The sequence below is a fragment of the Vibrio sp. N418 genome (assembly GCF_000222565.1).
GTDB classification, from domain to species: Bacteria; Pseudomonadota; Gammaproteobacteria; order Enterobacterales; family Vibrionaceae; genus Vibrio; species Vibrio scophthalmi.
Genome location: NZ_AFWD01000058.1, coordinates 1 through 21271, shown reverse-complemented (window position 1 = coordinate 21271; position 21271 = coordinate 1). Strand labels below are relative to the sequence as shown.

At 42.6% G+C, this 21271-nt stretch carries 19 protein-coding genes; 11 read left to right on the top strand and 8 right to left on the bottom strand.

Annotation, left to right across the window (positions count from 1 at the left end; all coding sequences use genetic code 11):
- Positions 1-9: 9 nt before the first annotated feature.
- The 3 genes from RH86_RS12595 (at position 10) to RH86_RS12585 (ending at position 2435) form a co-directional block, all read left to right on the top strand.
- Positions 10-1275: a hypothetical protein gene (locus tag RH86_RS12595; protein ID WP_009386447.1), complete on the top strand. Its 1266-nt coding sequence runs from the start codon at positions 10-12 to the stop codon at positions 1273-1275.
- A complete protein-coding gene (locus RH86_RS12590) occupies positions 1268-1930 on the top strand; it encodes a hypothetical protein (RefSeq protein WP_009386446.1) in 663 nt (220 codons plus the stop codon). The genes RH86_RS12595 and RH86_RS12590 overlap by 8 nt, the downstream gene beginning before the upstream one ends.
- Before the next feature lie 64 nt (positions 1931-1994).
- Entirely contained in the window at positions 1995-2435 is a 441-nt protein-coding gene (locus tag RH86_RS12585; RefSeq protein ID WP_005597876.1) for a hypothetical protein, read from the top strand.
- A gap of 164 nt (positions 2436-2599) precedes the next feature.
- On the opposite strand, the gene RH86_RS12580 is transcribed toward RH86_RS12585, so the two are convergent.
- Complete coding sequence (locus tag RH86_RS12580) at positions 2600-3568, bottom strand: porin (RefSeq protein ID WP_009386445.1); 969 nt, start codon at positions 3566-3568, stop codon at positions 2600-2602.
- Positions 3569-3760: 192 nt separating this feature from the next.
- Here RH86_RS12580 and RH86_RS12575 point away from each other — a divergent pair, with 192 nt between their 5' ends.
- On the top strand, positions 3761-5182 hold the full coding sequence (locus RH86_RS12575; protein WP_009386444.1) for an O-antigen ligase family protein: 1422 nt from the start codon (positions 3761-3763) through the stop codon (positions 5180-5182).
- The gene (locus tag RH86_RS12570; RefSeq protein ID WP_009386443.1) at positions 5175-5612 is read left to right on the top strand and encodes a low molecular weight protein-tyrosine-phosphatase; all 438 of its coding nucleotides are present in this window, start codon (positions 5175-5177) and stop codon (positions 5610-5612) included. Before RH86_RS12575 ends, RH86_RS12570 begins: the two co-directional genes overlap by 8 nt.
- An 18-nt stretch (positions 5613-5630) precedes the next feature.
- Here RH86_RS12570 and RH86_RS12565 read toward each other — a convergent pair whose 3' ends face one another.
- Both RH86_RS12565 and RH86_RS12560 read right to left on the bottom strand, forming a co-directional pair.
- Positions 5631-6737 carry a GGDEF domain-containing protein gene (locus RH86_RS12565; protein ID WP_009386442.1) on the bottom strand — a complete coding sequence of 369 codons (1107 nt, stop codon included), beginning with the start codon at positions 6735-6737 and terminating at the stop codon, positions 5631-5633.
- Positions 6727-7203, bottom strand: coding sequence for a hypothetical protein (locus RH86_RS12560; RefSeq protein ID WP_009386441.1), 477 nt, complete (start codon positions 7201-7203; stop codon positions 6727-6729). The genes RH86_RS12565 and RH86_RS12560 overlap by 11 nt, the downstream gene beginning before the upstream one ends.
- Positions 7204-7509: 306 nt before the next feature.
- Here RH86_RS12560 and RH86_RS12555 point away from each other — a divergent pair, with 306 nt between their 5' ends.
- From RH86_RS12555 to RH86_RS12545, 3 genes are all read left to right on the top strand, one after another.
- Positions 7510-8265 carry a metallophosphoesterase family protein gene (locus RH86_RS12555; RefSeq protein ID WP_009386440.1) on the top strand — a complete coding sequence of 252 codons (756 nt, stop codon included), beginning with the start codon at positions 7510-7512 and terminating at the stop codon, positions 8263-8265.
- A gap of 27 nt (positions 8266-8292) precedes the next feature.
- Positions 8293-8991, top strand: coding sequence for an aspartate/glutamate racemase family protein (locus tag RH86_RS12550; RefSeq protein ID WP_009386439.1), 699 nt, complete (start codon positions 8293-8295; stop codon positions 8989-8991).
- A gap of 76 nt (positions 8992-9067) precedes the next feature.
- Positions 9068-9859, top strand: coding sequence for a PhzF family phenazine biosynthesis protein (locus RH86_RS12545; RefSeq protein WP_009386438.1), 792 nt, complete (start codon positions 9068-9070; stop codon positions 9857-9859).
- Positions 9860-9895: 36 nt separating this feature from the next.
- Here the strand turns inward: RH86_RS12545 and RH86_RS12540 are convergent, their stop codons facing one another.
- Positions 9896-10819, bottom strand: coding sequence for a LysR family transcriptional regulator (locus RH86_RS12540; RefSeq protein ID WP_009386437.1), 924 nt, complete (start codon positions 10817-10819; stop codon positions 9896-9898).
- A 428-nt stretch (positions 10820-11247) separates the two neighbouring features.
- Between RH86_RS12540 and RH86_RS12535 the strand changes: the two genes are divergently transcribed.
- A complete protein-coding gene (locus RH86_RS12535; protein ID WP_005597857.1) occupies positions 11248-12441 on the top strand; it encodes a glycine C-acetyltransferase in 1194 nt (397 codons plus the stop codon).
- Positions 12442-12564: 123 nt separating this feature from the next.
- On the top strand, positions 12565-13596 hold the full coding sequence (gene tdh / locus RH86_RS12530; RefSeq protein WP_005597855.1) for an L-threonine 3-dehydrogenase: 1032 nt from the start codon (positions 12565-12567) through the stop codon (positions 13594-13596).
- Positions 13597-13863: 267 nt separating this feature from the next.
- Here tdh and RH86_RS12525 read toward each other — a convergent pair whose 3' ends face one another.
- The 4 genes from RH86_RS12525 to RH86_RS12510 all read right to left on the bottom strand — a co-directional run bounded on the left by RH86_RS12525 (position 13864) and on the right by RH86_RS12510 (position 19438).
- Positions 13864-14349 (bottom strand): VOC family protein, encoded by a 486-nt coding sequence (locus tag RH86_RS12525; protein ID WP_009386436.1) that lies wholly within the window; start codon positions 14347-14349, stop codon positions 13864-13866.
- Between the two features lie 571 nt (positions 14350-14920).
- Positions 14921-16522, bottom strand: coding sequence for a long-chain fatty acid--CoA ligase (locus RH86_RS12520; RefSeq protein ID WP_009386435.1), 1602 nt, complete (start codon positions 16520-16522; stop codon positions 14921-14923).
- A gap of 785 nt (positions 16523-17307) precedes the next feature.
- On the bottom strand, positions 17308-17529 hold the full coding sequence (locus RH86_RS12515; protein ID WP_005597830.1) for a hypothetical protein: 222 nt from the start codon (positions 17527-17529) through the stop codon (positions 17308-17310).
- Between the two features lie 277 nt (positions 17530-17806).
- Positions 17807-19438 carry a methyl-accepting chemotaxis protein gene (locus RH86_RS12510; RefSeq protein WP_009386434.1) on the bottom strand — a complete coding sequence of 544 codons (1632 nt, stop codon included), beginning with the start codon at positions 19436-19438 and terminating at the stop codon, positions 17807-17809.
- 590 nt (positions 19439-20028) lie between these two features.
- On the opposite strand from RH86_RS12510, the gene RH86_RS12505 reads away from it, so the two are divergent.
- A complete protein-coding gene (locus RH86_RS12505; RefSeq protein ID WP_005597824.1) occupies positions 20029-21237 on the top strand; it encodes a NupC/NupG family nucleoside CNT transporter in 1209 nt (402 codons plus the stop codon).
- Positions 21238-21271: the final 34 nt, after the last annotated feature.

Sequence of the window (21271 nt, the reverse complement as noted above, 5' to 3'; positions counted from 1 at the left end):
GAGTTCCCAGTGCAAAAAGCGGTATTTCTATTTTTTTGTTTGCTAATTCCGTTTGAGAACACTGCGCTTGCCTCTATTGGTGGCGTATTTACTGCGCCACTTGGGATCACTATGATCCCGTTGCTCGCATTGCAGATTGCTCTGTCTTATCGTTCGTTATCGGAGACGGAGTTCAACACGGTCAAATTACTGTTCGGTTTTTTTGTTTATTCCTTCTTGCTGTTGACATTCTTTTATGGGGATTACAATAAAACCTTTCTATTTGACCGAGGACTAAGGTTTTTATTGCTGATCATTCCTCCTGTTGTCGTCTTCCTGACGGTGGTTCGTCAAGATGAAAAAACAATTTATCAGGGATTATTAGTCATCGCTAGTGTTGTTATCTTCGCATTTTTATTGAACTTGGCGGCGCGTGGCTTCATCAATAGCTCATCATTTTTCCATCATAACTATGCGTTGTCGCCACATCGAATGCGAGGCTTTACGTTAGAAGCAAGTACGTTTGGTTTCCAGTTTAGTTTAGTTTTGTTGATGGTTGCGGCTATTTTCCGTATTAACCTTTTTGTGATTACGCCAATCATTGTGGCCAGTGTGTTATTAATCACTTCAAAGGGAACATTGATTTGTTTCTTGATGACCATCTTTATTACTTTTGTCACCTTTAGTCGCATCAATGCTTTCCATAAGTTGTTGGCCTCATTGATTTTGCTCTTTGGTATCACCGTGTTTGTCTCTACATTTTTGGGCGGCTCTATCGTCAATGACGTTGAACGTTACACCAGTGTTGCAACTCGCGGGACTGCGGTGATGACGGCAATTATATCATTGATTTATAACCCAATTGGCAGTGGTTTCTTTGGCTATCTACCATCCATGTACGAATATGGTGTCCATGCGGTGAGCTTTGTCGATGGATTAGCGCCTGGGCTACTAAATTTTTCTGAATTCTCAAAATATTTAGTCGTGGGTGAAACCAAAAGTGTATCGACGAAGTCGTTCTTTTTTGATTGGGTCATATTTGGCGGGATTTTTTTCGTCTATGTTTATGTGAAATATATCGGGCGGCTGTTTAAGTTTTTCGTTAAACACCGTATGCAATATGATTTTGCTGTGCTGCTGTTTTTAGTGTTATCCAGTGCTTTTTTTATGACGATTGATGCAAGATATATTGCACCATTTGCTCTAGCGTTTGTTTATGTTCGTTATCGAATCGTACAAAAAAGAGTGTTGCAGGATGATAAAGAACAAATCACACAAGGACTGTCTTATGCATGAGCGTGTTGGGATTCTAACTCTAATGGTTGGCGCATTGCTGCTGATGACGCTTTCTCTTATCAAAGGAGCGGATGATTGGCAAAATCAGACAATACGTAATTATCTTAGCGACATTAAAAAGTCGGCTGAGCAAGAAAACGGTACAATAGGAACGTTAAATAGCTTAGTTGAACCTGTGTCCCAAGGTCCTTTTATCGACTATCAAGCCTTCGGTTTGTACTATTCATGGTTGGCTTTTACTGCGCAAGATAAGGCGTCGATAGAGAAGTTTTCATTGAAGTCCGTGGAGCAGTTTCAATTGCAATTAGCACAGCGACCTCTCGATTCATCTGTAGTGATCGATAAAGCAAATCAAATGTGGAGAAATGGCGCAGAGTTTGATGCGGTCGTAGCTGAGTTCCATTATGCCCAAGAGGTAGGTCGTTATGAGCCTTTTACGGTGATGCAGTCTTTAAAATATTATTTGGCACATTGGCCAGAATTATCGTTAACAGATAAAAAACAGACAATTTCTTATTTGTTGGATCATAAAAGATATAAAATGAAACTTTGGCAATATGATTCAATATTGAAGCTGCCAGTTGTAGGTGAAAGAGCCTGTAATATTTTGGCATTTAACAGTGTAAAACCCTACTACTGCCGTAATCAAAATTAAATAGTATCGGTTCAAATGTAGTTCATATTATTAATTCGTTCTATTCAAGTAAAAAAGGATATTTATGAAAAGGCTAAAAATCGCAAGCATGGCGGTTGCACTCTCTGTTGCATCTATGGCGCATGCTGAATTGATGACACAAGATCAACTCAATAGCCTGTTTCAAGATGCCTCAACAAGCCCCGCGGCATTGGTGGAACAGTTTTCTCAGTATCCTGCTGCCGATAATTTGGTGCCATTTTTGAAGGAAACAGCAAAGCAGAGAAACGAAATTTTGCCACAAGTTATCACACATGCCTTTATCAAATATCCGGAACATATTGATTTAATCGTGCAAACCGCGCGTGAACTGGGATTATCAAATCAAGATATTACCATTGCGGCGATTGAGGCTGGAATTGACCCGACGATTATCGCAGAGGCCACCGCGGCAGGTATTGAAGCTGTTGCTGAAACGCCGGTACCAAATGCACCTACGAAAAAAGATCCGATTTCCGCCAACTAAGTGGTTTCAGAAAAACAAAAAATGGCTGTTGGTAACAGCCATTTTTGTATTTGAACACGTGGTTGATATGGGTAACTCACTAGATTGTTACGAGGTAGGAGTATCCTTTCCCTCACAATGACTTATCAATGCCCTTGATAAATATCGAATGCTCATCAAGCGGTTTACCAAGCGATCGCTGCGCCGAGGGCAAAGTTAGTTTCATCAGGGGCTTGGATAGGAGAGTTGAAATTAACTTCAGCAAATAACTTGGTGTACTCAAGCGGAACTAACGACACGCCAAGGTAGCTGTTATTTTGGGTACCAGTCAATGCTGAGTTATCGGAGTCTTGGTTAATAACCTCATGACCAGCGTAACCAGTAAGGGCAACGGTGAATGCGATTTGACCGGCAATGGCAAAGGCGTTTTTATCTACTGAGCGCGATGGTTGTGAATCATTATTAAAATTCAGATGGTAGTAGGTAATCCCTAAATTGGTGTCACCCATTTCTAAACGAGCGGTGGTATGAAAATATAGCGCATCAGTTTTGTTATTTGTCGCGTTAGTTTCCGTTGAACCAATACCACTGACTAATATCAGATCTGCGAGATTATATTGGCCAAAGAATTCCGTAAGGGTTCGTTTTAGTTCGCCAGACTCAAAACCGTATGTACCATTGAGGGTAAAGAGTTCGTTATCGTAAACGTACTTTATGGTATCGCCTTTAACACCGACTGAGTTTAGGTTGGATTTGCCGCCAAAAACTTCGGAGTAATCGGTTCCACTTAAGTCGTCTGATGATGTACTGTGTTTACCATAAGTCAGGGCGCCGAGTGACTCTGCGTATAGACCGACAAAGTACTGTGAGATGAAGATTTCATCTTCATTTTTATCTTCATCAGCATCAAGGTTGACTTGTGCTTCTGTTCCTCCCGCGACCGAAACGAGATCAGTGATGGCATAGCGGGCGCGAACACCAATTTTAGAATCACCAAATGAGTACTCATTATCTTCTCTATCGAGAAATAGAGCACTCGCTTTTATATCGCCGTAAAAATCAAGATAAGCAATATCGTTATTGATCATCTCGTAACCGTGAGAAGGGGCGCTGATAAGAAGTATAGAGGACATCGAAACTATACGTTTATTCATGATTCTTCCGTTAATCAAAATCTGGTTGATAATCAACCTTAAAGCAAACGAGAAATATATTATAAATAGAGATTTAATTGTGTCCCAAATTTGAGAGTTAGCGTAATTATTTGGTGAATATTTTGACTTAATGACGCGGAGAATTGAGACTCTTTGGTCGTGAAATAAATATTATCAGCAAAGGACGTAAGAATGATAAATAGACTTGAACGTGGTTGTTTTGCAAGTCTAGTCGCGCTACTTATATGGCTGCCAATACCATTGGGATCAAATCGCATTTGGGCATGGACCATTGGGGAAGTATGGATTGCGAGTATTGCTTTCGTTTTAGCTTGGGTGCTTTATAAGAGCCGAGAGATGCCGAAAAATCGTCAGCCTCTCTCTATTCGCCAATTGAAGCCTTTTCGTTGGCTTATCATCCCTGTTTCAGCCTTTCAAATATGGGTGTTTTGCCAAATTATGCCACTACCGATATTTATTCTAGAATGGATATCGCCTGCATCAGCGAGTGCCTATCAGGATGTCGGCGCCAAATGGGGTTACATTTCACTGGATCCTGCTGCAACCTATATCTCTTTGATTAAAGGTATCGCTTATCTATTTTTTATCTGCTGTAGTGCCATTTTAATTAATAGTAAAAAGCGGCTAAAAACTGTCATGCTTGCAATAGTGATTAGTGGCACGCTGCAAGCTTTGTATGGCGCGATTAATGTTTTACTTGGGGTTGAATCGTCTTGGATTTTTAGCTTGCCAGAAACAGACATTGCGACGGGATCGTTTGTTTATAAGAACCACCTGGCTAACTATTTATTGCTCTGCCTCAGCATGGGGATAGGTTTAATCGTTATTGATCTGAGTAGTTCCCAAGAGCGCTTGTCATCATGGCAAGAGTGGGTTAATGCGTTGCTTCAGTTGTTAGTCTCAAAAAAAATGTTAATTCGATTTGCGTTGATCATCATGGTTATCGCTCTGGTTATGACTCGGTCAAGAATGGGCAATAGTGCCTTTTTTGCCGCCACTTTTGTCGCTGGTGTTATTGCATTTTGTTTTTATAAACAAAGACCGCCTAAGCTGACTTGGTTGTTAATTAGCTTATTTGTTATCGATATTATCGTACTGGGCTCGTTTTTCGGTTTAGAGAAAGTGCAGCAAAGAATCGCGGAATCTCATCTGGGCAGTGATACCAGACCTCTCGTGGTTGAATGGAGCATACCGATGATGAAGGACTTTCTGTTAACGGGAAGTGGTTTGGGGAGCTTTTATATTGTTTTTCCAAGCTACACTCAACAAGCGATTGGCTACTATGATCATGCCCATAATGAATATGTTCAATTCATTGCGGAGGCAGGGCTACCTGCGACGCTATTTTTATCAATATCATTGATTTGGGCTTTGGGTTTAGCTATCTGGGTGATTAGTCATCGACAAAGTCGCACATGTAAAGGGGCTGCATTGGGAGGGCTTATTGCTCTGGTAGCAATGCTACTGCACATTACGGTTGATTTTAATTTGCAGGCACCAGCCAATACCGTCACCTTTTTGGCAATATTGGTGGTTATCGGAGCGAGCTATTCTATTGCAACGCCTTTGAAGAGGGTAAGAGTGGATGTTTAAGCGGTTTTTAGTGGTATGTAGCGGGAATATTTGCCGCTCTCCTTTAGCGGAAGTGTTGCTTAAGCAGTATTTACCGCATGTCGAAGTGCGTTCTGCCGGAACGGCAACAGAGCAGAGTGAACTAGAGGGATTTCCAGCAGACAGTACGATGGTAAGTGTCGCCAATGATATTGGTATCGCGATTGATGAACACAAGGCTCATCAATTAACGAAAGACGATTGTCTCTGGAGCGATATTATTTTGGTGATGGAGCCTGAGCATATTGTCAGTGTCGCGAAAGTTTCAACTCAGGCTCGTGGTAAAACATTTTTGCTTGGTCAGTGGGGAGAGGGCAGTATTGCTGACCCGTTTTTAAAATCTCTGGATTGTTACCAAGCTTCAGCTACCCAGATTCGTTCGGCTTGTCAGTCTTGGAGTAAAAAACTTTAACAGATCTATTTTACTGCATCAGAGTTGAATCGAGCGTTTTTGAGCTGCGAATTTCATTTGATACATATTGCTGTCGGCCGTTTTAAGTAATTCGCTAAAGTTGTTACCTTGGGCTGGGTAGCTAGCCAGACCCAAGCTGGCGCTCAGTTGAACAGAGGTTTCTAGGGATAGCGTAATTTTTTCGTCAAAGCAGCTTAGAATCGCCTCCAATGTTTGTTCCATTTCTTCTTGCCTTTGTTGCGGCAGTATTAATGCAAATTCATCTCCACCCATACGATATGCATGGCAATGGCATTCAACATTCTCGAACCGTTTAGCCAGTGTTTGCAGGGCAATGTCGCCTGCATGGTGACCATATCGGTCGTTGATTTGTTTGAAACCATTGAGGTCAAGTAAACAGACAGTAAAGTGGGTTTGGCTTTCTATTTGACGATTGACATCTTCTGTCATCGCAAGGCGATTCTTAATTTTTGTTAACGCATCTGTTAAAGCTAAGTGTTTGTTGTAGTTGGACTCTAAATGCAAAATATAGCCAACCAACAGGGCACAAATGAAGAGCAATGACATTAGAAACCATTGCGTTTGGTTCAGCAGTCTTGCTTGATCCATTTGCTGTTGATATATCGGGCTTTTGATGCGGAAGTTGACATTTACATAAGTGATCATGTCTTGATAGATCGACTCTAGCTGGTTGGTCAGCACCATCGCCTGTCGTTTGGATGTTAGCTTCCAAAGCTCTGGCTCCAAGCTAATGTATCGTTGGAATAGCGCGGAAAAAAATTCTCGAGCACCTGTCAGTTGCATGAAACTGTCGGCTTCTTTGGCGTTAAGCAAGAGGTCAAACCGACTCCACGTAAGCTCATAACTTAGCTCTGCTTTTTGTCGATATTGGTCGTTTTCTAGCGCAAATGGTGTGACAGACACTAACGATGAAAACTCTTTACTTAATTGGAATAAAAACCAAGTTGCTTGATTTTGTTGCTCCGAATAGGACCGTGCTAACTGGCGTGTTTCAGAAAAAACATACAAATTAGCGAGAATGAGCAAAGCAGAGAGGGCTAACAACATACCTTTCAAGCGAGCTTGTAGGGTTGAAAAACGTTTTGTTTTATTTTTATTGGTCATTACTATTGCTATAAATTACGATTTCATCAATTTGCCATACCATTTGTGAATGATAAGTAGCGTTATCGATTTCAGGATATTTATCGAGATTGTAAATCATCCAAAATGGCCCTTTGTGCCTTATTTTCATCGGTTCGTTATTCATGGATAAGGCAATAATAGGTTGGTAATTATTAATGTCTTCGATCGTGCTGGTCGCTCGATAATCATTAAGGGCGGAGAAGGTCACGGCAAAGGTATTCTTATCACCATAACGTTCTATTAATTCGATGACAGGAATACCAGTAAACTGCCGAGCGTCTTCAAACCAAGGCAAGTGTGTTTCGAACGTTTCCGTTTCAAAATCGCTTAACAGCGTTTCAGTATCTGTGTAGATAACCGATTGATCAGGAAGTTGAATTTTAAGGGGCGAGCCAAAAACTACTGCTGAAAAAAGAATTGGCATCAAGGTAATCAGGTAGCGCATTTCGATTCCTTGGGCATTTTTATAATGTAAGTAAAATTATATGTATGAATGTGGCAAAATGAAACTGATTTATTAATAAATATGACATTAATTGACGAGTAATTACCAGCGTTGTACTATTAAGTGATTGACTAATGGCGTATTTTAGGCAAAAGAACGGCGGTGGTATCTAACCAGCAGTAAGTTTATCTAATGGCTGAATATTGATTGGAACGAAAAGTTAATTGTTAACGATTTTCAATGCCATACGATTTGAGCAGCTGTTAGTATCGAAGCAAATGTTTATAGACTCAAGGAATGAGTGAAATGCAAACCTACGCGATTCTATCTGATATCCATAGCAATGTTTACGCGCTGCGTGCGGTGGTTGAACATGCCAAGCGGTTAGGGATTAGCCAATTTATCAACTTGGGTGATATTCTCTATGGGCCGATAGCGCCTCAGCAAACCTTCCAGTATTTGCAATCACTGAACGCGATCACCATATGTGGCAATCAAGATCGGCAAATTTTCCAGGCGACTCAGGACGATTTGGACGCGAATCTAACCATGCAGTTTATCTGGCAGCAATTAAGTCAAGAAGCGATGGCGTGGATGCAAGCGTTGCCGTTCGATTATCAGATTAGTGACGATATCTATGCCTGCCATGGTACGCCAAGCGATGATTTGGAGTACTTACTGGAAGATGCTAGCCATGGCCATGCGCAATTGCGTGATGACCAATCTATTCTTGATCGCTTAGATGGACAAACGTCTCCCATTATTTTATGTGGTCATACTCATACGCCTCGCTGTGTCACCCTCTCTACAGGACAAGTAGTGATTAACCCGGGAAGTGTGGGTATGCCTGCTTATACCGATGATGAACCGTTTCTTCACTCAATGGAAAACTATAGTCCACATGCCCGTTATGCAACATTAACACTGAATGCAGAACAGCAATGGGATGTGGCATTTCATTGTGTGGACTACGATGTGGCTTCTGCTGTTGAGCAAGCGTTGTGTCGAGAGAGAAATGATTGGGCGCATTTTTTAACCACAGGACGTGGGTTGTCTTCGTAACTAATCTATTTTTAATAAGGTAAAATAATGAAAACAATAGGTTTAATTGGTGGAATGAGCTGGGAGTCGACAACCAGTTATTACAAAGCAATCAATGAAGGTGTCAAAGCAAAGCTTGGCGGTTTGCATTCCGCAAAAATCTGTCTTTATAGTGTCGATTTTCATCAAATTGAGCAACTGCAGCATCAAGGCCGTTGGGACGATACCGCAGAAATTTTAAGTCAAGCAGCCCAATCGGTGCAGGCGGGTGGCGCGGATTTTGTGCTGATTTGTACCAATACGATGCACAAAGTTGCATCTGTAATTGAACAAGCGATTTCGATTCCAATTTTACATATTGCTGATGCGACGGCGATGCAACTGGTGAATGATGGCGTGAGCAAAGTCGGCTTGTTAGGTACGCGTTTTACGATGGAACAAGATTTTTACAAACAGCGCCTAACCGAGCAATTTGGTATTGAGGTGGTGATTCCTGATGAGCCACAGCGCAATCTCGTTCATGATGTTATCTATAACGAATTGTGCCAAGGTATCGTGTCTGAGACATCGCGACAGGAGTACCTTCAAATCATAGCAAGCCTTGCCGAACAAGGAGCACAAGCGGTGATTTTGGGATGCACGGAGATCGCGTTGCTGGTTGAACAGAGCCATACATCCGTTCCGCTCTATGATACAACGCAGATCCATGCAGAAGCCGCGGTTATGCATGCGTTGCAAGAGGCCTAAATGAGCCTTGTGAGACAAACTCAGCACTGTCGTCAGTTTGCGTGTAAAGTATAAACATTAAGGAAGAGGAGAGAAGATGGAACTGGATATCTATATTTTAGATACGTTTAGTGATAAGCAATTTAAAGGTAATTCTGCAGCTGTGGTACCAGTTAATGAATGGCTAAGCGATGAATTAATGCAAAATATCGCCGCAGAAAACAACCTTTCGGAAACCGCATTTATTAAACAAGAGTCGCTTAATCAATATGTTATTCGCTGGTTTTCTCCTCTTACCGAAGTGGATTTCTGTGGTCATGCGACGCTCGCGGCCTCCTATGTGCTGTTCAATATATTTGAGAGCCAAGGTGAGTTGGAATTTCTCACCAATGAAGTCGGCTCTCTGTTCGTCAATTGCAAAGATGATGGTCGGATTGAGATGAGTTTTCCAAATCAGGCACCGACTGAGGTAGAGGAGGTGCCAGAAAGTCTACTTAACGGTTTATCGATTAAGCCAAGTTGTGTGTTAAAAAATCGTCAAGCCTACTTTGCGGTATTTGATGATGAGCAAGATGTCTATCAAGTTCACTATGACTCAGCGCAATTGAAGCGACTGGCTCCACTTGATGTGGTCGTGACCGCAGCTGCGAAAGATTATGATTTCGTGTCGCGGTATTTTTGGCCTGCCAATGGGGGCGATGAAGATCCAGTCACTGGTTCCATTCATTCTGGTCTTGCTCCTTATTGGGGAGCAAGACTAAGTAAAACCGAACTGTTGGCTCATCAAGCGTCAGCACGTGGAGGCAATTTATATTGCCGACTGTTGAGTGAGCGAGTGCTTATTTCCGGTTTTGCTACGATTTATTTAAAAGGCACTATCTATGTGTAGCTAATAGGTAGTTAGTCGCTAATGTGTCGTTATAAGCTAGTTCGCTAGCTTTTTTTGTAAGTGCTCAATGGCAAAATCAATAAAAGCCCGTACTCTGGCCGGCATATATTGGGTTTGTGGATATTGCATCGCGATCGCGCCATGGTAATTACTTTTTAGTGTCCAGTCGCCAAGTACTTCGATTACCTCTCCAGTAGTGAGTGCTTCGGCGATAACGAAATCGTGGAAAATACCAATACCTAAGCCACTTTTAACACCATTTAAGCGCATTTGAGAGTGGTTTACTGCATATCGACCTCGTACTGAGATGGAGTGGTATTCATCATCTTTGAAAAAGTCCCAGATATGGTCACGATCTGTTTCAGCAAGATATAAGCATTGATGATCAATAAGCTGCGTTGGGTGATCGGGCATGCCGTATTGTTGAATATATTCAGGGCTGGCGCATAAACGTAGATGCGTCTGACCAATCTCTTTGAGTACTAGGTTCTCATCAGGCTTATCAGTCAGTTTAAAAGCAATATCGATACGATCACGCAGCAGATCAAACTGGCCATCCGCCACGCGCAAGCGAAGTTCAATTTCTGGATATTTTGCTAAAAATGGCAGTACCAGAGGTTGTAACACTGAATTTAGAAACGCTTCTGGTGCAGCAACAGTAATCGAACCACTTGCTTCCGTGTGATCGCTGGTGGATAGCTCAATGGCTTGTTGCGCGGCATTCACCATCAATAATGCTTGGTCATACACTTTTTGTCCGGCAGGAGTGATGATTAATGATCGAGTCGTTCGTTCAAACAACTTTACTGACAGTGCTTTTTCTAAACGTGTGATCAATTTACTTAGAGCGGAAGGCGTTACGTCTAAAATCTTGGCGGCGGCAGTAAAACTGCCTTCGTTCACAATAAGAATGAATGAAGCGAGGTCAGGCAGTAACGCGATAAGGCGATTGTTGATCATAATTAGTCACATAGTAATATATTTATAAATAAGGATTTTTTGCGATTTACATCTCTGTTTAGAACCAATGCAAAGACTAAGGTATCTCCAACGACAACCTACGAGGAGACCACGATGCTCTATGCCGATATGATGCTCGACCTTTGGTCGACACTCGAAAATATCCTGTTATTTATTGCTGCAATCATGGTGCTTGCAGGTATTCAACTCGGAACACACAGCGCTTAGTTAAGCGGATTTGTGCCTCAGATTCAATAATGTTTTTCCACTTAGTGGGATAATGCAATTTCTTCTCCTAGATTACACTTAACAGATGTAGGTTGATTGAGTGTTCACGCCTTAATCAACCTAGCGTCTGGCCAATGTGCTATTCATTAACGAAAGCCGAAATGGGCGCTATTTATAAAGATAATGATAAGGAATTGAAGATGTCCTCTGCATTTTACCAACAGATCCAACAACAAATTGAAGATGTTAAAGGTGAAGGCCTTTACAAATCTGAGCGTGTAATTACCTCTCAACAGCAAGCGCAAGTCAAAATCTCTACTGGCCAAGAAGTTTTAAACTTTTGTGCGAACAACTATCTAGGCCTTGCTAACCATCCTGCACTTATCGAAGCGGGTAAAGCGGGTATGGATGAGCACGGTTTTGGTATGGCATCAGTTCGCTTTATTTGTGGTACTCAAGACATCCATAAAGAGCTTGAACAGAAGCTATCTCATTTCCTAGGCAAAGAAGATACCATCCTTTACACCTCATGTTTTGACGCTAACACGGGTCTATTTGAAACTATTTTAGGTGCAGAAGACGCAATCATTTCTGACGCATTGAACCACGCTTCAATCATTGATGGTGTGCGACTATGTAAAGCAATGCGTTACCGCTACTCAAACAACAACATGCAAGAGCTTGAGCAGCAATTGATTGCTGCAAAAGAAGCGGGTGCGCGTCATACTCTTATTGTTACTGATGGTGTGTTCTCAATGGATGGTGTGGTTGCCAATCTTCCTGCTATCTGTGATTTGGCTGATAAGTACGATGCTTTGGTGATGGTTGATGATTCTCACGCGGTTGGCTTTATGGGCCCAACCGGTGCAGGTACGCCAGATTTCCACAATGTAGTTGATCGTATCGACATCATCACTGGCACGTTAGGCAAAGCACTCGGCGGCGCATCAGGTGGTTACACGTCTGGTAAGAAAGAAGTGATTGATTGGCTTCGTCAACGTTCACGTCCTTACCTGTTCTCAAACTCAGTGGCACCAGCAATCGTAAACGCATCACTACGTGTACTTGACCTACTGCAAGAAAGTGGCGATTTGCGTACCCATTTATGGGAAAACGCAACGCATTTCCGTACTCGCATGGAATCAGCTGGCTTTACCATGGGCGGCGCTGATCATGCCATCATCCCAATCATGTTGGGCGATGCAAAAGTAGCAGCGGAATTTGCAGAGCGCTGTTTAGAGAAAGGTATCTATGTTGTTGGCTTCTCATTCCCAGTGGTACCAAAAGGCCAAGCGCGTATCCGTACACAAATGTCAGCAGCACATTCACGTGAACAGCTAGATCGTGCGATCGATACCTTTATCCAAGTTGGCCAAGATATGGGCATCATCTAAGCCCGCTTTTGTTCTTTATGGTGACGGCGCATATAGTGCCGTCACGACCAAGAACGAGCTATGTTGTCATTAAGAATAGATTTTTTTGCTACGCAAAGAGCGAAGCAATATTGGGTGAATAGAATGAAAATTAAAGCATTAGCAAAGCTAAAGCCTGAAGAAGGCATTTGGATGACAGAAGTGGACAAGCCTGAACTTGGCCATAATGATCTGTTAATCCGCATCAAGAAAACCGCCATTTGTGGTACCGACGTTCACATTTATAAGTGGGACGAATGGTCACAAAAAACCATTCCAGTACCGATGGTTGTTGGCCATGAATATGTAGGTGAAGTAGTTGGAATTGGTCAAGAAGTCCGTGGTTTTGAACTTGGCGACCGTGTTTCTGGTGAAGGCCATATCACTTGTGGTCATTGTCGTAACTGTCGTGGCGGCCGTACTCATCTATGTCGTAACACGATTGGTGTGGGCGTAAACCGCACTGGTTGTTTCTCTGAATACCTTGTGATCCCTGCATTTAATGCTTTTAAAATCCCAGCGGATATTTCAGATGATTTGGCATCAATCTTTGACCCGTTTGGTAATGCTGTTCACACAGCACTTTCGTTTGATCTTGTCGGTGAAGACGTACTGATCACAGGCGCAGGTCCAATCGGCATCATGGCGGCAGCGGTTGCGAAACATGTTGGCGCTCGTCACGTTGTGATCACTGATGTGAATGAATACCGTTTAGACCTTGCTCGTAAAATGGGCGTGACCCGCGCAGTTAACGTGGCGAATGAAAGCCTTGAAACGGTGATGGAAGAGCTGGGCATGAAAGAAGGCTTTGATGTTGGTCTTGAAATGTCAGGCAACCCAATGGCGTTTAACTCAATGTTGAGCACGATGAACCACGGTGGCCGTATCGCTCTATTAGGTATTCCACCATCAGATATGGGTATCGATTGGACACAAGTGATCTTTAAAGGCCTTGTGATCAAAGGTATCTACGGCCGTGAGATGTTCGAAACTTGGTACAAGATGGCTTCGCTAATCCAGTCAGGCCTAGATCTGACCCCAATCATCACTCACCACTACAAGGTTGATGACTTCCAAGAAGGCTTCGACGTTATGTGTAGCGGGATGTCTGGCAAAGTTATCCTTGACTGGGAATAACGAAAGCCAAGGGATACTACTGGGGTGTAGCGCATTCTAAGTTGCACCTTATGAAGGCGTTAAGAGAGTGTGTGACTCCATTTAATGTAGATAATCCTAGCAAGCCCCAAGAATTTCTTGGGGCTTTTTTCAACATATCGGCCGTAGAGCATAAAAACCACGAATTGCACTCCTATCTAAAACTTAGCCAAATAAAGTAAAAAGCTAGCCACAGAGTGCTAGCCTTTTTAGATTTGATTGCGCTACTTTGAAGTGAGTGTGATGAATTTACTCGTAGTCAGATGCATAAGTTTCTTCGTAAGTGTGCGAATAAAGCTCGAATAAGTTACCAAACGGGTCTTCTAGGTAGACCATTTGCGCAGGCTTAGAATCATCTTCTGGGTGGTAACGCATAATGTCCATACGCACCTTGCCGCCAAACTCTTCAGTACGAGCAATCACACCGGCAAAGTCATCTGTTTGTAGACAGAAATGGAAAATCCCGATGCGAGAAAAATCAACGTCGTGACGTTCTTGGCGCTCTTTCATTTCGAATAGTTCAACGCCAATGCCATCATTGGTGAGTAGGTGGGCAATATTAAAGCCTTTAAAACCTTCGCCGAACACAGCAATGCACATACGGCCGATGGCGGTTTCGCGCTCTTCTTCAACTTTAGTGTTGTTCATGACAATCTTAAGACCCAGTGCTTTGGTGTAGAACTCAACCGCTTTGTCCATATCACCCACCATGATACCAATGTGATTCATCTTCATAACTTGCTCCAACTTAATTCTAGTGTTGATTATTTAAGTGAACTGCATCTGCAATGCGTTTCGATGTGGAGAAGTATAGGTTTATAGGTATCGCATGAAAAATTATCATAATTTATAAGAATAATAATTTTTTGTTATCAATTTGTCCTCGCCGAAATATCTTACACAGAGCCAGATGCGCTGATTGATTTTTGGTCGATAACGGGAATGCATGAGTCGGTAGGCAGTGAGTTTGAGCGCTTAACTCTCTTACTCGGTGGTCTTATGTTGAAATGGCGGGAACTCTAGGAGCGTGAGCTCAATGATCACTAACTGAAAAGAGGTAAAATTGGAAAGCGATTAAGCAGTGAGTCACTTGTAGTTCATTCAATTTTTCTTTGTGTGAACCAAACCTCTAATCAAGTTGACTAGCATTCTAAGTAGAACATTCATGATCGTCGTTTATAGCGACCAACTACTAAGTAATGCTTGGAACCTATTGACTTTATAAATGGCGATAACTATAGAGACTGGTTGCGATTCTGATCAGCGAGATATAATGAGTCTCGCTGACCTAGACGCAAAAGGTTAGCTACAAATGCAACCTGCGTAGTTCCTTCTTATCAACTTTACCCACACTGGTTTTGGCAATTGTGTCGACAAACTTCACTTTGAGTAGCAGTGCTTCTCTCGCTAGGATACCTTTGTTGATGAAGTCTTTAGCAAAGCTAAGCAGTTCTTTTTCGGTGGCTTGAGCTCCTTCCTTAATAGTGATCAGCGCTAACGGCACTTCTCCCCATTTGTTATGCGGCATGCCAATAACGGCGACTTCAGAAACCGCACGATGCTGATGGATAATATCTTCTAGTTCTAGTGAGCTAACCCATTCACCGGAGATTTTAATCATATCTTTAACTCGATCAGTGATCTTGATAAAGCCTTCACCATCGATGGTGGCAACATCACCGGTATGCAAGTAACCACCGCGCCACAGGGCTTTTGAGTTCTTGTTATCTTTATAGTAATTTGGCGTTAACCACGGCGCTCGAACGACTATTTCACCACTTGCTTCGCCATCGTGGTCGATTTTTTTCATCTCTTCGTCAACAATCTCGACTTCAACCATCGCTACTTTTTTACCTGTCTTGGTACGATATTCAGCTTGCTGGTCGATATCCAGTTTCAAGTGTTCTGAGGTCAGTTGCACAATAGATAGAATTGGACCGGTTTCACTCATTCCATAGCCTGCAAATACATCAATATCGCGCTCCAGCGCCGATTTACATAACGCTTTGGGCAGTGCAGCTCCGCCTATAACGACTTTCCAGCGAGAAAAGTCGACAGATTGAGATTTCGGTGAGCTTAATAGCAAATGCAAAATAGTTGGAACACAGTGTGAAAAGGTCACTTGTTCTTGTTCTATCAGGCCGAGTAAAGCGTCTGGGACGTATTTGCCTGGGTAGACTTGTTTCACACCAAGCATGGTCGCCATGTAAGGAAGTCCCCACGCATGGACGTGGAACATTGGTGTGATAGGCATGTAGACGTCACCTTGATGCAATCTTCCCTGAACGGCATTTGTGCCAATGGTGCTGAGTATGCCAAGTGTGTGCAAAACCAGTTGACGATGCGTAAAGAAAACCCCTTTCGGCATGCCAGTTGTGCCGGTGGTGTAAAACGTGGTGGCAACGGTATTTTCATCAAAATCGGGGAAGTCGAAGTGTGCCGCTTCCTTTTTGAGCAGTTGTTCATATTCACATTCTTCGTCATCACGTAAGACAACGTATTGTGTGATGGTATCGATGCGCCCTTTAATTTGATCCAGTATAGGCAAAAACTCTTCGTGGATTAGTAGTATGTCATCTTCGGCATGGTCAATGGTGAACAGGATCTGTTCAGGAGAAAGACGAACGTTGATCATATGCAGCTTTGCGCCAATCATCGGGATAGCAAAGTAGCACTCTAAATATCGGTGTGAGTCGTAATCCATGACGGCAACAGTATCGCCTTTTTTCACGCCCATTTTGGTCAGTGCATTGGCAAACTGCTTTACTCGATCGTGAAAGGTTTTGTAGTTGTGACGGCGATGGTTGGCATAAACAATTTCACGCTCAGGATCAAAAGCCACTGGGGAGAAGAGGAGGTTTTTGATCAGTAGTTGATAGTTGGATGGATCATTTACGTATTGGTTCATGTTGATTCTTCGTTTCTTTTTTATTTGTTAGTTATCAAGGTCGTTGTACGTATGACGGACTTATTGATCAAGGGTGAGCTATTCTTCTGTGTAGAGCAAATATGTTGCCTTCCAACTGTTAAGCGGGTAAACCTTTTTATTATGACCTGAATCGCTAAGAGGTAGGCTCAGGCTCGATTTATACCTAAGATGGCTAGGAATATTAAACGCGTCTTTTCATGACAGCGACCAATATAACGTTATTTGCAGACGTTCGGAAAGGTAACTTAACGTGGTAGAAAGCGGAGAGTTCTTTTTGGATTGATTTAATGAATGTAAAAGCAATTAATCGTGCGGCATAAAATGAGCCATGCTGTCAGTATTGCGATGAGAGCATGGCCTTTCAATCCGTGAAAATCAGATGACTACAGTACCCAAGTTAGGGTAAGTAACAAGCTGACTGTGGCTGTCGCCAAGAACATAATTGAGAGAGTTATGATTTCACTTAGAACCGAGGTCGGCTGGCTTGCTGTGCTCTCTTCTGCAGTCTTGCTGCAAGCGTCTATCGATAGTGATGTAGAATTCATATTCTTCTGCCTCTTGTGCAAGTCGTTGTCTAACAGGCAGGTATTCTACTTATTTTGTGACAAACTTCAAATAAATGATTCTAATGAGTAGCTAATTTATTTTTATTGATAGTTGAGTTTTTGGGCGAAATGTCAGTATGAGTGCGAACATCGATCACTGGGTTTGCGGGAAGTAAAAAAGCCGAGTATTGGGAGTCAGTTCAGTACTCGGCTTTTTCTTTATACATACTCATCAATATTGTTCATTTTCATCGCAACTTTTTCCCCTTGAAGTGTTTTGACAACGATACCTTCTGTGTTGCGAATTTGAATTTGATTTTGTGGGCTCAGTGAAGCACTTAACTTGCTACCGTTGGTATCAAGGGAGTCATTGATATAAGCGGTGGCATTTTTTAAATCTTGTTGAATATGTGGTTGATAAATAGCATTCGCGATCCGCATAGTTCCACCAATTCAATAGAGGCTAAACATAGTATACGATTTAAAATATCAGTCGTTGGCATTTGCGTCTATCTGCGAATGCTCAATATTTGGACGTGAGCGATGGTTTTTCTATACTGCCTTCATATCTAGATTTGTGCCCGTCACTATACCAACACCATGCAAGCTTGTTGGTACGTAAGCAGTAAGTCTTAATGGCAAAGCGCGGTACACAGAAAAAGCTCGGCGTGATAGCCGAGCAATATGTGGAGGTTGCTGTTTTAAAATAGAGATGTATTTACACTTTAAATTCGGCCACCAATTGATCTAAGTGGCGACATTGCTGTTCAAGACTCCCACAGGCATTGTCAGCACTATTCACCATTTCAACCATTTGTTGGCTACTGCCAGCGATACGATGGATATTACCATTTACTTCGTTAGCTACGCTGGCTTGCTCGGTCGCTGCAATGGCGATTTGATCGTTCATATCGTTGATACTCTCAATAGCACTGCGAATGGTGTTAAGGGAGAGGGCTGCAGATTGTGCGGTAGAAATGGTTTCATTACTGCTTTGCTGGCTAGAATCCATAACGGTGACTGCGCGCTTTGCACCGTCTTTTAGGCGTTCGATCATCGCCTGTATTTCACCAGTGCTTTGTTGAGTGCGACTGGCGAGAGATCGTACTTCATCAGCGACAACGGCGAAGCCTCGGCCTTGCTCACCCGCACGGGCAGCTTCAATAGCGGCATTGAGCGCAAGAAGATTGGTTTGTTCTGCAATATCACGAATAACGTCTAAAATGGTGACAATATTACCTACATCGCTATCGAGCGTATTAATGACGCTGCTGGCATTGCTGACATCGGCGGAAAGCGACTCAATAGAACTCACGGTAGAAGTAATCGTGTTATTCGTGGTTTCTGCTTCTTTATTCGCTTCACGGCTGGAATCGGCTGCGACGATAGCATGCTCGCTGACTGTCTCTGTGGTGGCCAGCATTTGCGAAACGGCTGTAGCGACCATTTCACTTTCTTGTTGTTGACTACTACTAAAGTTCGCCATGCTATGGGTTATTGACTTGATATTTTCCATTTCAGATCGAACAGCATTTGAAGAAATGACTACTTGCTCGACGGTAGTGTGAATACGAGAAACAAAAGTATTAAACGACTTCGCCAGTGCGCCAAGCTCGTCTTTGGTATCAATGTCAATACGTTGTGATAGATCTGCTTCGCCTTGGCTAATATCATTCATTGCGAGTTGTAATGATTTGATTGGATTAACCACAAAACGACTATTCATCCAGAAGGCGAGAACGGCAACCAGTACCGCAAACGCTGCACTAAACTGAACGGCGACGTTTGAGCGAGAAATCGAAGCATTTACTTCTTCAATTAAAACTTCTTTTTGTAATTCGATATCGTCTTTGATCACACCGAGATTTTCGCGAATGACTTTGAATTGTTTTTCAATTAACTGTTCGTTTTGATTGAAATAGCCTTCTGCTTGAGCAGGATTATCAAACATCGGCTTGAACGAGTCTAACCAGATATCCGTGGTCGATATCATCGTATCGTAGTTAATGCGTGTTTCGGCGCTCAATAGCCCTTGTTGATAGAGTGGTAATGCCGATTGCATGCGTGGAATCGCTTTTTTGGCATTGTCGAAATATTCTTCAGTATGATAGGCAATTTGCTCAGGATCACTGACGCGATAGATATTCATCGCGGCAACCATGACTTGGTAAAGATCTCGATAGGCATCTTCCAAATTGGTGAAGGCTGGTAACACACTCGCATTGAGTTGACGGTTTAACTCTTTTTGCGTGTTTGCTTGAAACATCGAGAACATGGTGGAGAAGAGTAGGGTAGAGAGTACGGCAATTAGGGGAATACTCACTTTGAAAGAGATTGGGAGGTTTTTCATAACGGCAGCCTTGTAACTGAGTGTTAACGTATTGCCAATCGTTATACGTTAAGTTTCATAGCGATTGCTATGGGGTTACATTGGTACATTAGCAAGATGGAATCGGCTTCAACTCAATCAAGAGTTTTAGTTAAAAATTCCATCGCAAGAACGATTTATCAGTATTGCAGGCGATAAAAAGAACCCCGCATTGAGCGGGGATGAAGGCTTGTGGGTATTTGTAATGATTTACCGTTGACGTTGTAGTGAACGCAAGGAGTACGTTAACTGCTTTAACCTTAGGTAAAGAAGTCATATTTGGCTAATTTCAATATGCAAATAATTGCCCTTTGAGCGGTGATTGGGATTTGCATCTCACTATTTTGTCTTGCATTCGCTTCCCATTCAAAATGATGAAACGATTGCGTGGTTAACATTTGTTCGCTTGAACGTTTGCGTAAAAATATGTGATGAATATCTCACACTGATGTTTATACTTTCCGCCCGGTTAAGAGCATCAGCTCTACCAATTACAAGCCGTCACAGGGAATGGTGAATGACCCCACGGACCGGACCAGCTACCAACTCAATGCTTGTAAAGGTAATCTAAAGTGAATGTATTATTTGGTTTAATCGGCGTTCTCGCTCTGATCGGGTGTGCGGTTCTATTGTCAGAAAGTCGCAAATCAATTAACTGGAAAACAGTCTCTCGAGCTCTGTTGTTGCAAGTGGGTTTTGCCGCTTTGGTTCTCTATTTCCCGCTGGGTCAAGCCGCATTAACCAGTATGAGCAGTGGTGTGGCCGGATTGCTCTCCTTCGCAGATGAAGGCATCAAATTCCTATTTGGTGATTTAGCGACGTCGGGTTTCATTTTTGCTGTGCGTGTCCTTCCTATCATTATCTTCTTTAGCGCGCTTATTTCAGCTCTCTACTACTTAGGCATCATGCAAAAGGTCATTGAGTTTATTGGTGGCGGTATCCAAAAATTCTTGGGTACAAGTAAAGCTGAATCGTTAGTTGCAACGGGCAACATCTTCCTTTCTCAAGGTGAGTCTCCTCTTCTAGTTCGTCCATTCTTGTCTCGTATGACACGTTCGGAACTTTTTGTTGTGATGTCAGCGGGTATGGCTTCAGTTGCGGGTAGTGTTTTAGGTGGATATGCTGGCCTAGGTGTCGATCTTAAATATCTGATTGCAGCAAGTTTTATGGCCGCTCCAGGTAGCTTAATGATGGCAAAGATCATCGTGCCTGAGCGTGATGTTCCTGTGGACCAAACTCAGATTGAGATGGACAAAGCGCAAGATAGCAATGTCATTGATGCATTGGCGAGTGGTGCGATGAATGGTATGAAAGTCGCAGTTGCGGTGGGTACCATGCTTATTGCCTTTGTTTCAGTGATTGCAATGGTGAATACCGGTCTAGAGAATATGGGCGAGCTGGTTGGCTTTTCAGGTATTACTCTACAAGGTATTTTTGGCTACTTGTTTGCTCCTCTTGCTTGGGTGATTGGTGTTCCAAAGCATGAAGTTCTGATGGCTGGTTCTTACATTGGTCAAAAGATCATTATGAATGAGTTTGTTGCGTTCATTGATTTTGTGGAACACAAGCAATTGCTTTCTGAGCACTCACAGGTGATCATCACTTTTGCGCTATGTGGTTTTGCCAATATTGGTTCAATTGCAATTCAACTTGGCTCGATTGGAGTTATTGCTCCAGACCGTCGCTCGGAAGTGGCAAATCTTGGCCTTAAAGCTGTGGCTGCAGGTACTCTAGCTAACTTAATGAGTGCGTGCTTAGCGGGTATCTTTATTCTGCTATAAAAGATGGTTTATAGAAAAACGCCTCTATGATGAG

Excerpts from the sequence above, each read along its gene's own strand:
- RH86_RS12590 (WP_009386446.1), top strand. The coding sequence starts at position 1,268 with ATGCATGAGCGTGTTGGGATTCTAACTCTAATGGTTGGCGCATTGCTG.
- RH86_RS12585 (WP_005597876.1), top strand. The coding sequence starts at position 1,995 with ATGAAAAGGCTAAAAATCGCAAGCATGGCGGTTGCACTCTCTGTTGCA.
- RH86_RS12580 (WP_009386445.1), bottom strand. The coding sequence starts at position 3,568 with ATGAATAAACGTATAGTTTCGATGTCCTCTATACTTCTTATCAGCGCC.
- RH86_RS12575 (WP_009386444.1), top strand. The coding sequence starts at position 3,761 with ATGATAAATAGACTTGAACGTGGTTGTTTTGCAAGTCTAGTCGCGCTA.
- RH86_RS12570 (WP_009386443.1), top strand. The coding sequence starts at position 5,175 with ATGTTTAAGCGGTTTTTAGTGGTATGTAGCGGGAATATTTGCCGCTCT.
- RH86_RS12565 (WP_009386442.1), bottom strand. The coding sequence starts at position 6,737 with ATGACCAATAAAAATAAAACAAAACGTTTTTCAACCCTACAAGCTCGC.
- RH86_RS12560 (WP_009386441.1), bottom strand. The coding sequence starts at position 7,203 with ATGCGCTACCTGATTACCTTGATGCCAATTCTTTTTTCAGCAGTAGTT.
- RH86_RS12555 (WP_009386440.1), top strand. The coding sequence starts at position 7,510 with ATGCAAACCTACGCGATTCTATCTGATATCCATAGCAATGTTTACGCG.
- RH86_RS12550 (WP_009386439.1), top strand. The coding sequence starts at position 8,293 with ATGAAAACAATAGGTTTAATTGGTGGAATGAGCTGGGAGTCGACAACC.
- RH86_RS12545 (WP_009386438.1), top strand. The coding sequence starts at position 9,068 with ATGGAACTGGATATCTATATTTTAGATACGTTTAGTGATAAGCAATTT.
- RH86_RS12540 (WP_009386437.1), bottom strand. The coding sequence starts at position 10,819 with ATGATCAACAATCGCCTTATCGCGTTACTGCCTGACCTCGCTTCATTC.
- RH86_RS12535 (WP_005597857.1), top strand. The coding sequence starts at position 11,248 with ATGTCCTCTGCATTTTACCAACAGATCCAACAACAAATTGAAGATGTT.
- tdh (WP_005597855.1), top strand. The coding sequence starts at position 12,565 with ATGAAAATTAAAGCATTAGCAAAGCTAAAGCCTGAAGAAGGCATTTGG.
- RH86_RS12525 (WP_009386436.1), bottom strand. The coding sequence starts at position 14,349 with ATGAAGATGAATCACATTGGTATCATGGTGGGTGATATGGACAAAGCG.
- RH86_RS12520 (WP_009386435.1), bottom strand. The coding sequence starts at position 16,522 with ATGAACCAATACGTAAATGATCCATCCAACTATCAACTACTGATCAAA.
- RH86_RS12515 (WP_005597830.1), bottom strand. The coding sequence starts at position 17,529 with ATGCGGATCGCGAATGCTATTTATCAACCACATATTCAACAAGATTTA.
- RH86_RS12510 (WP_009386434.1), bottom strand. The coding sequence starts at position 19,438 with ATGAAAAACCTCCCAATCTCTTTCAAAGTGAGTATTCCCCTAATTGCC.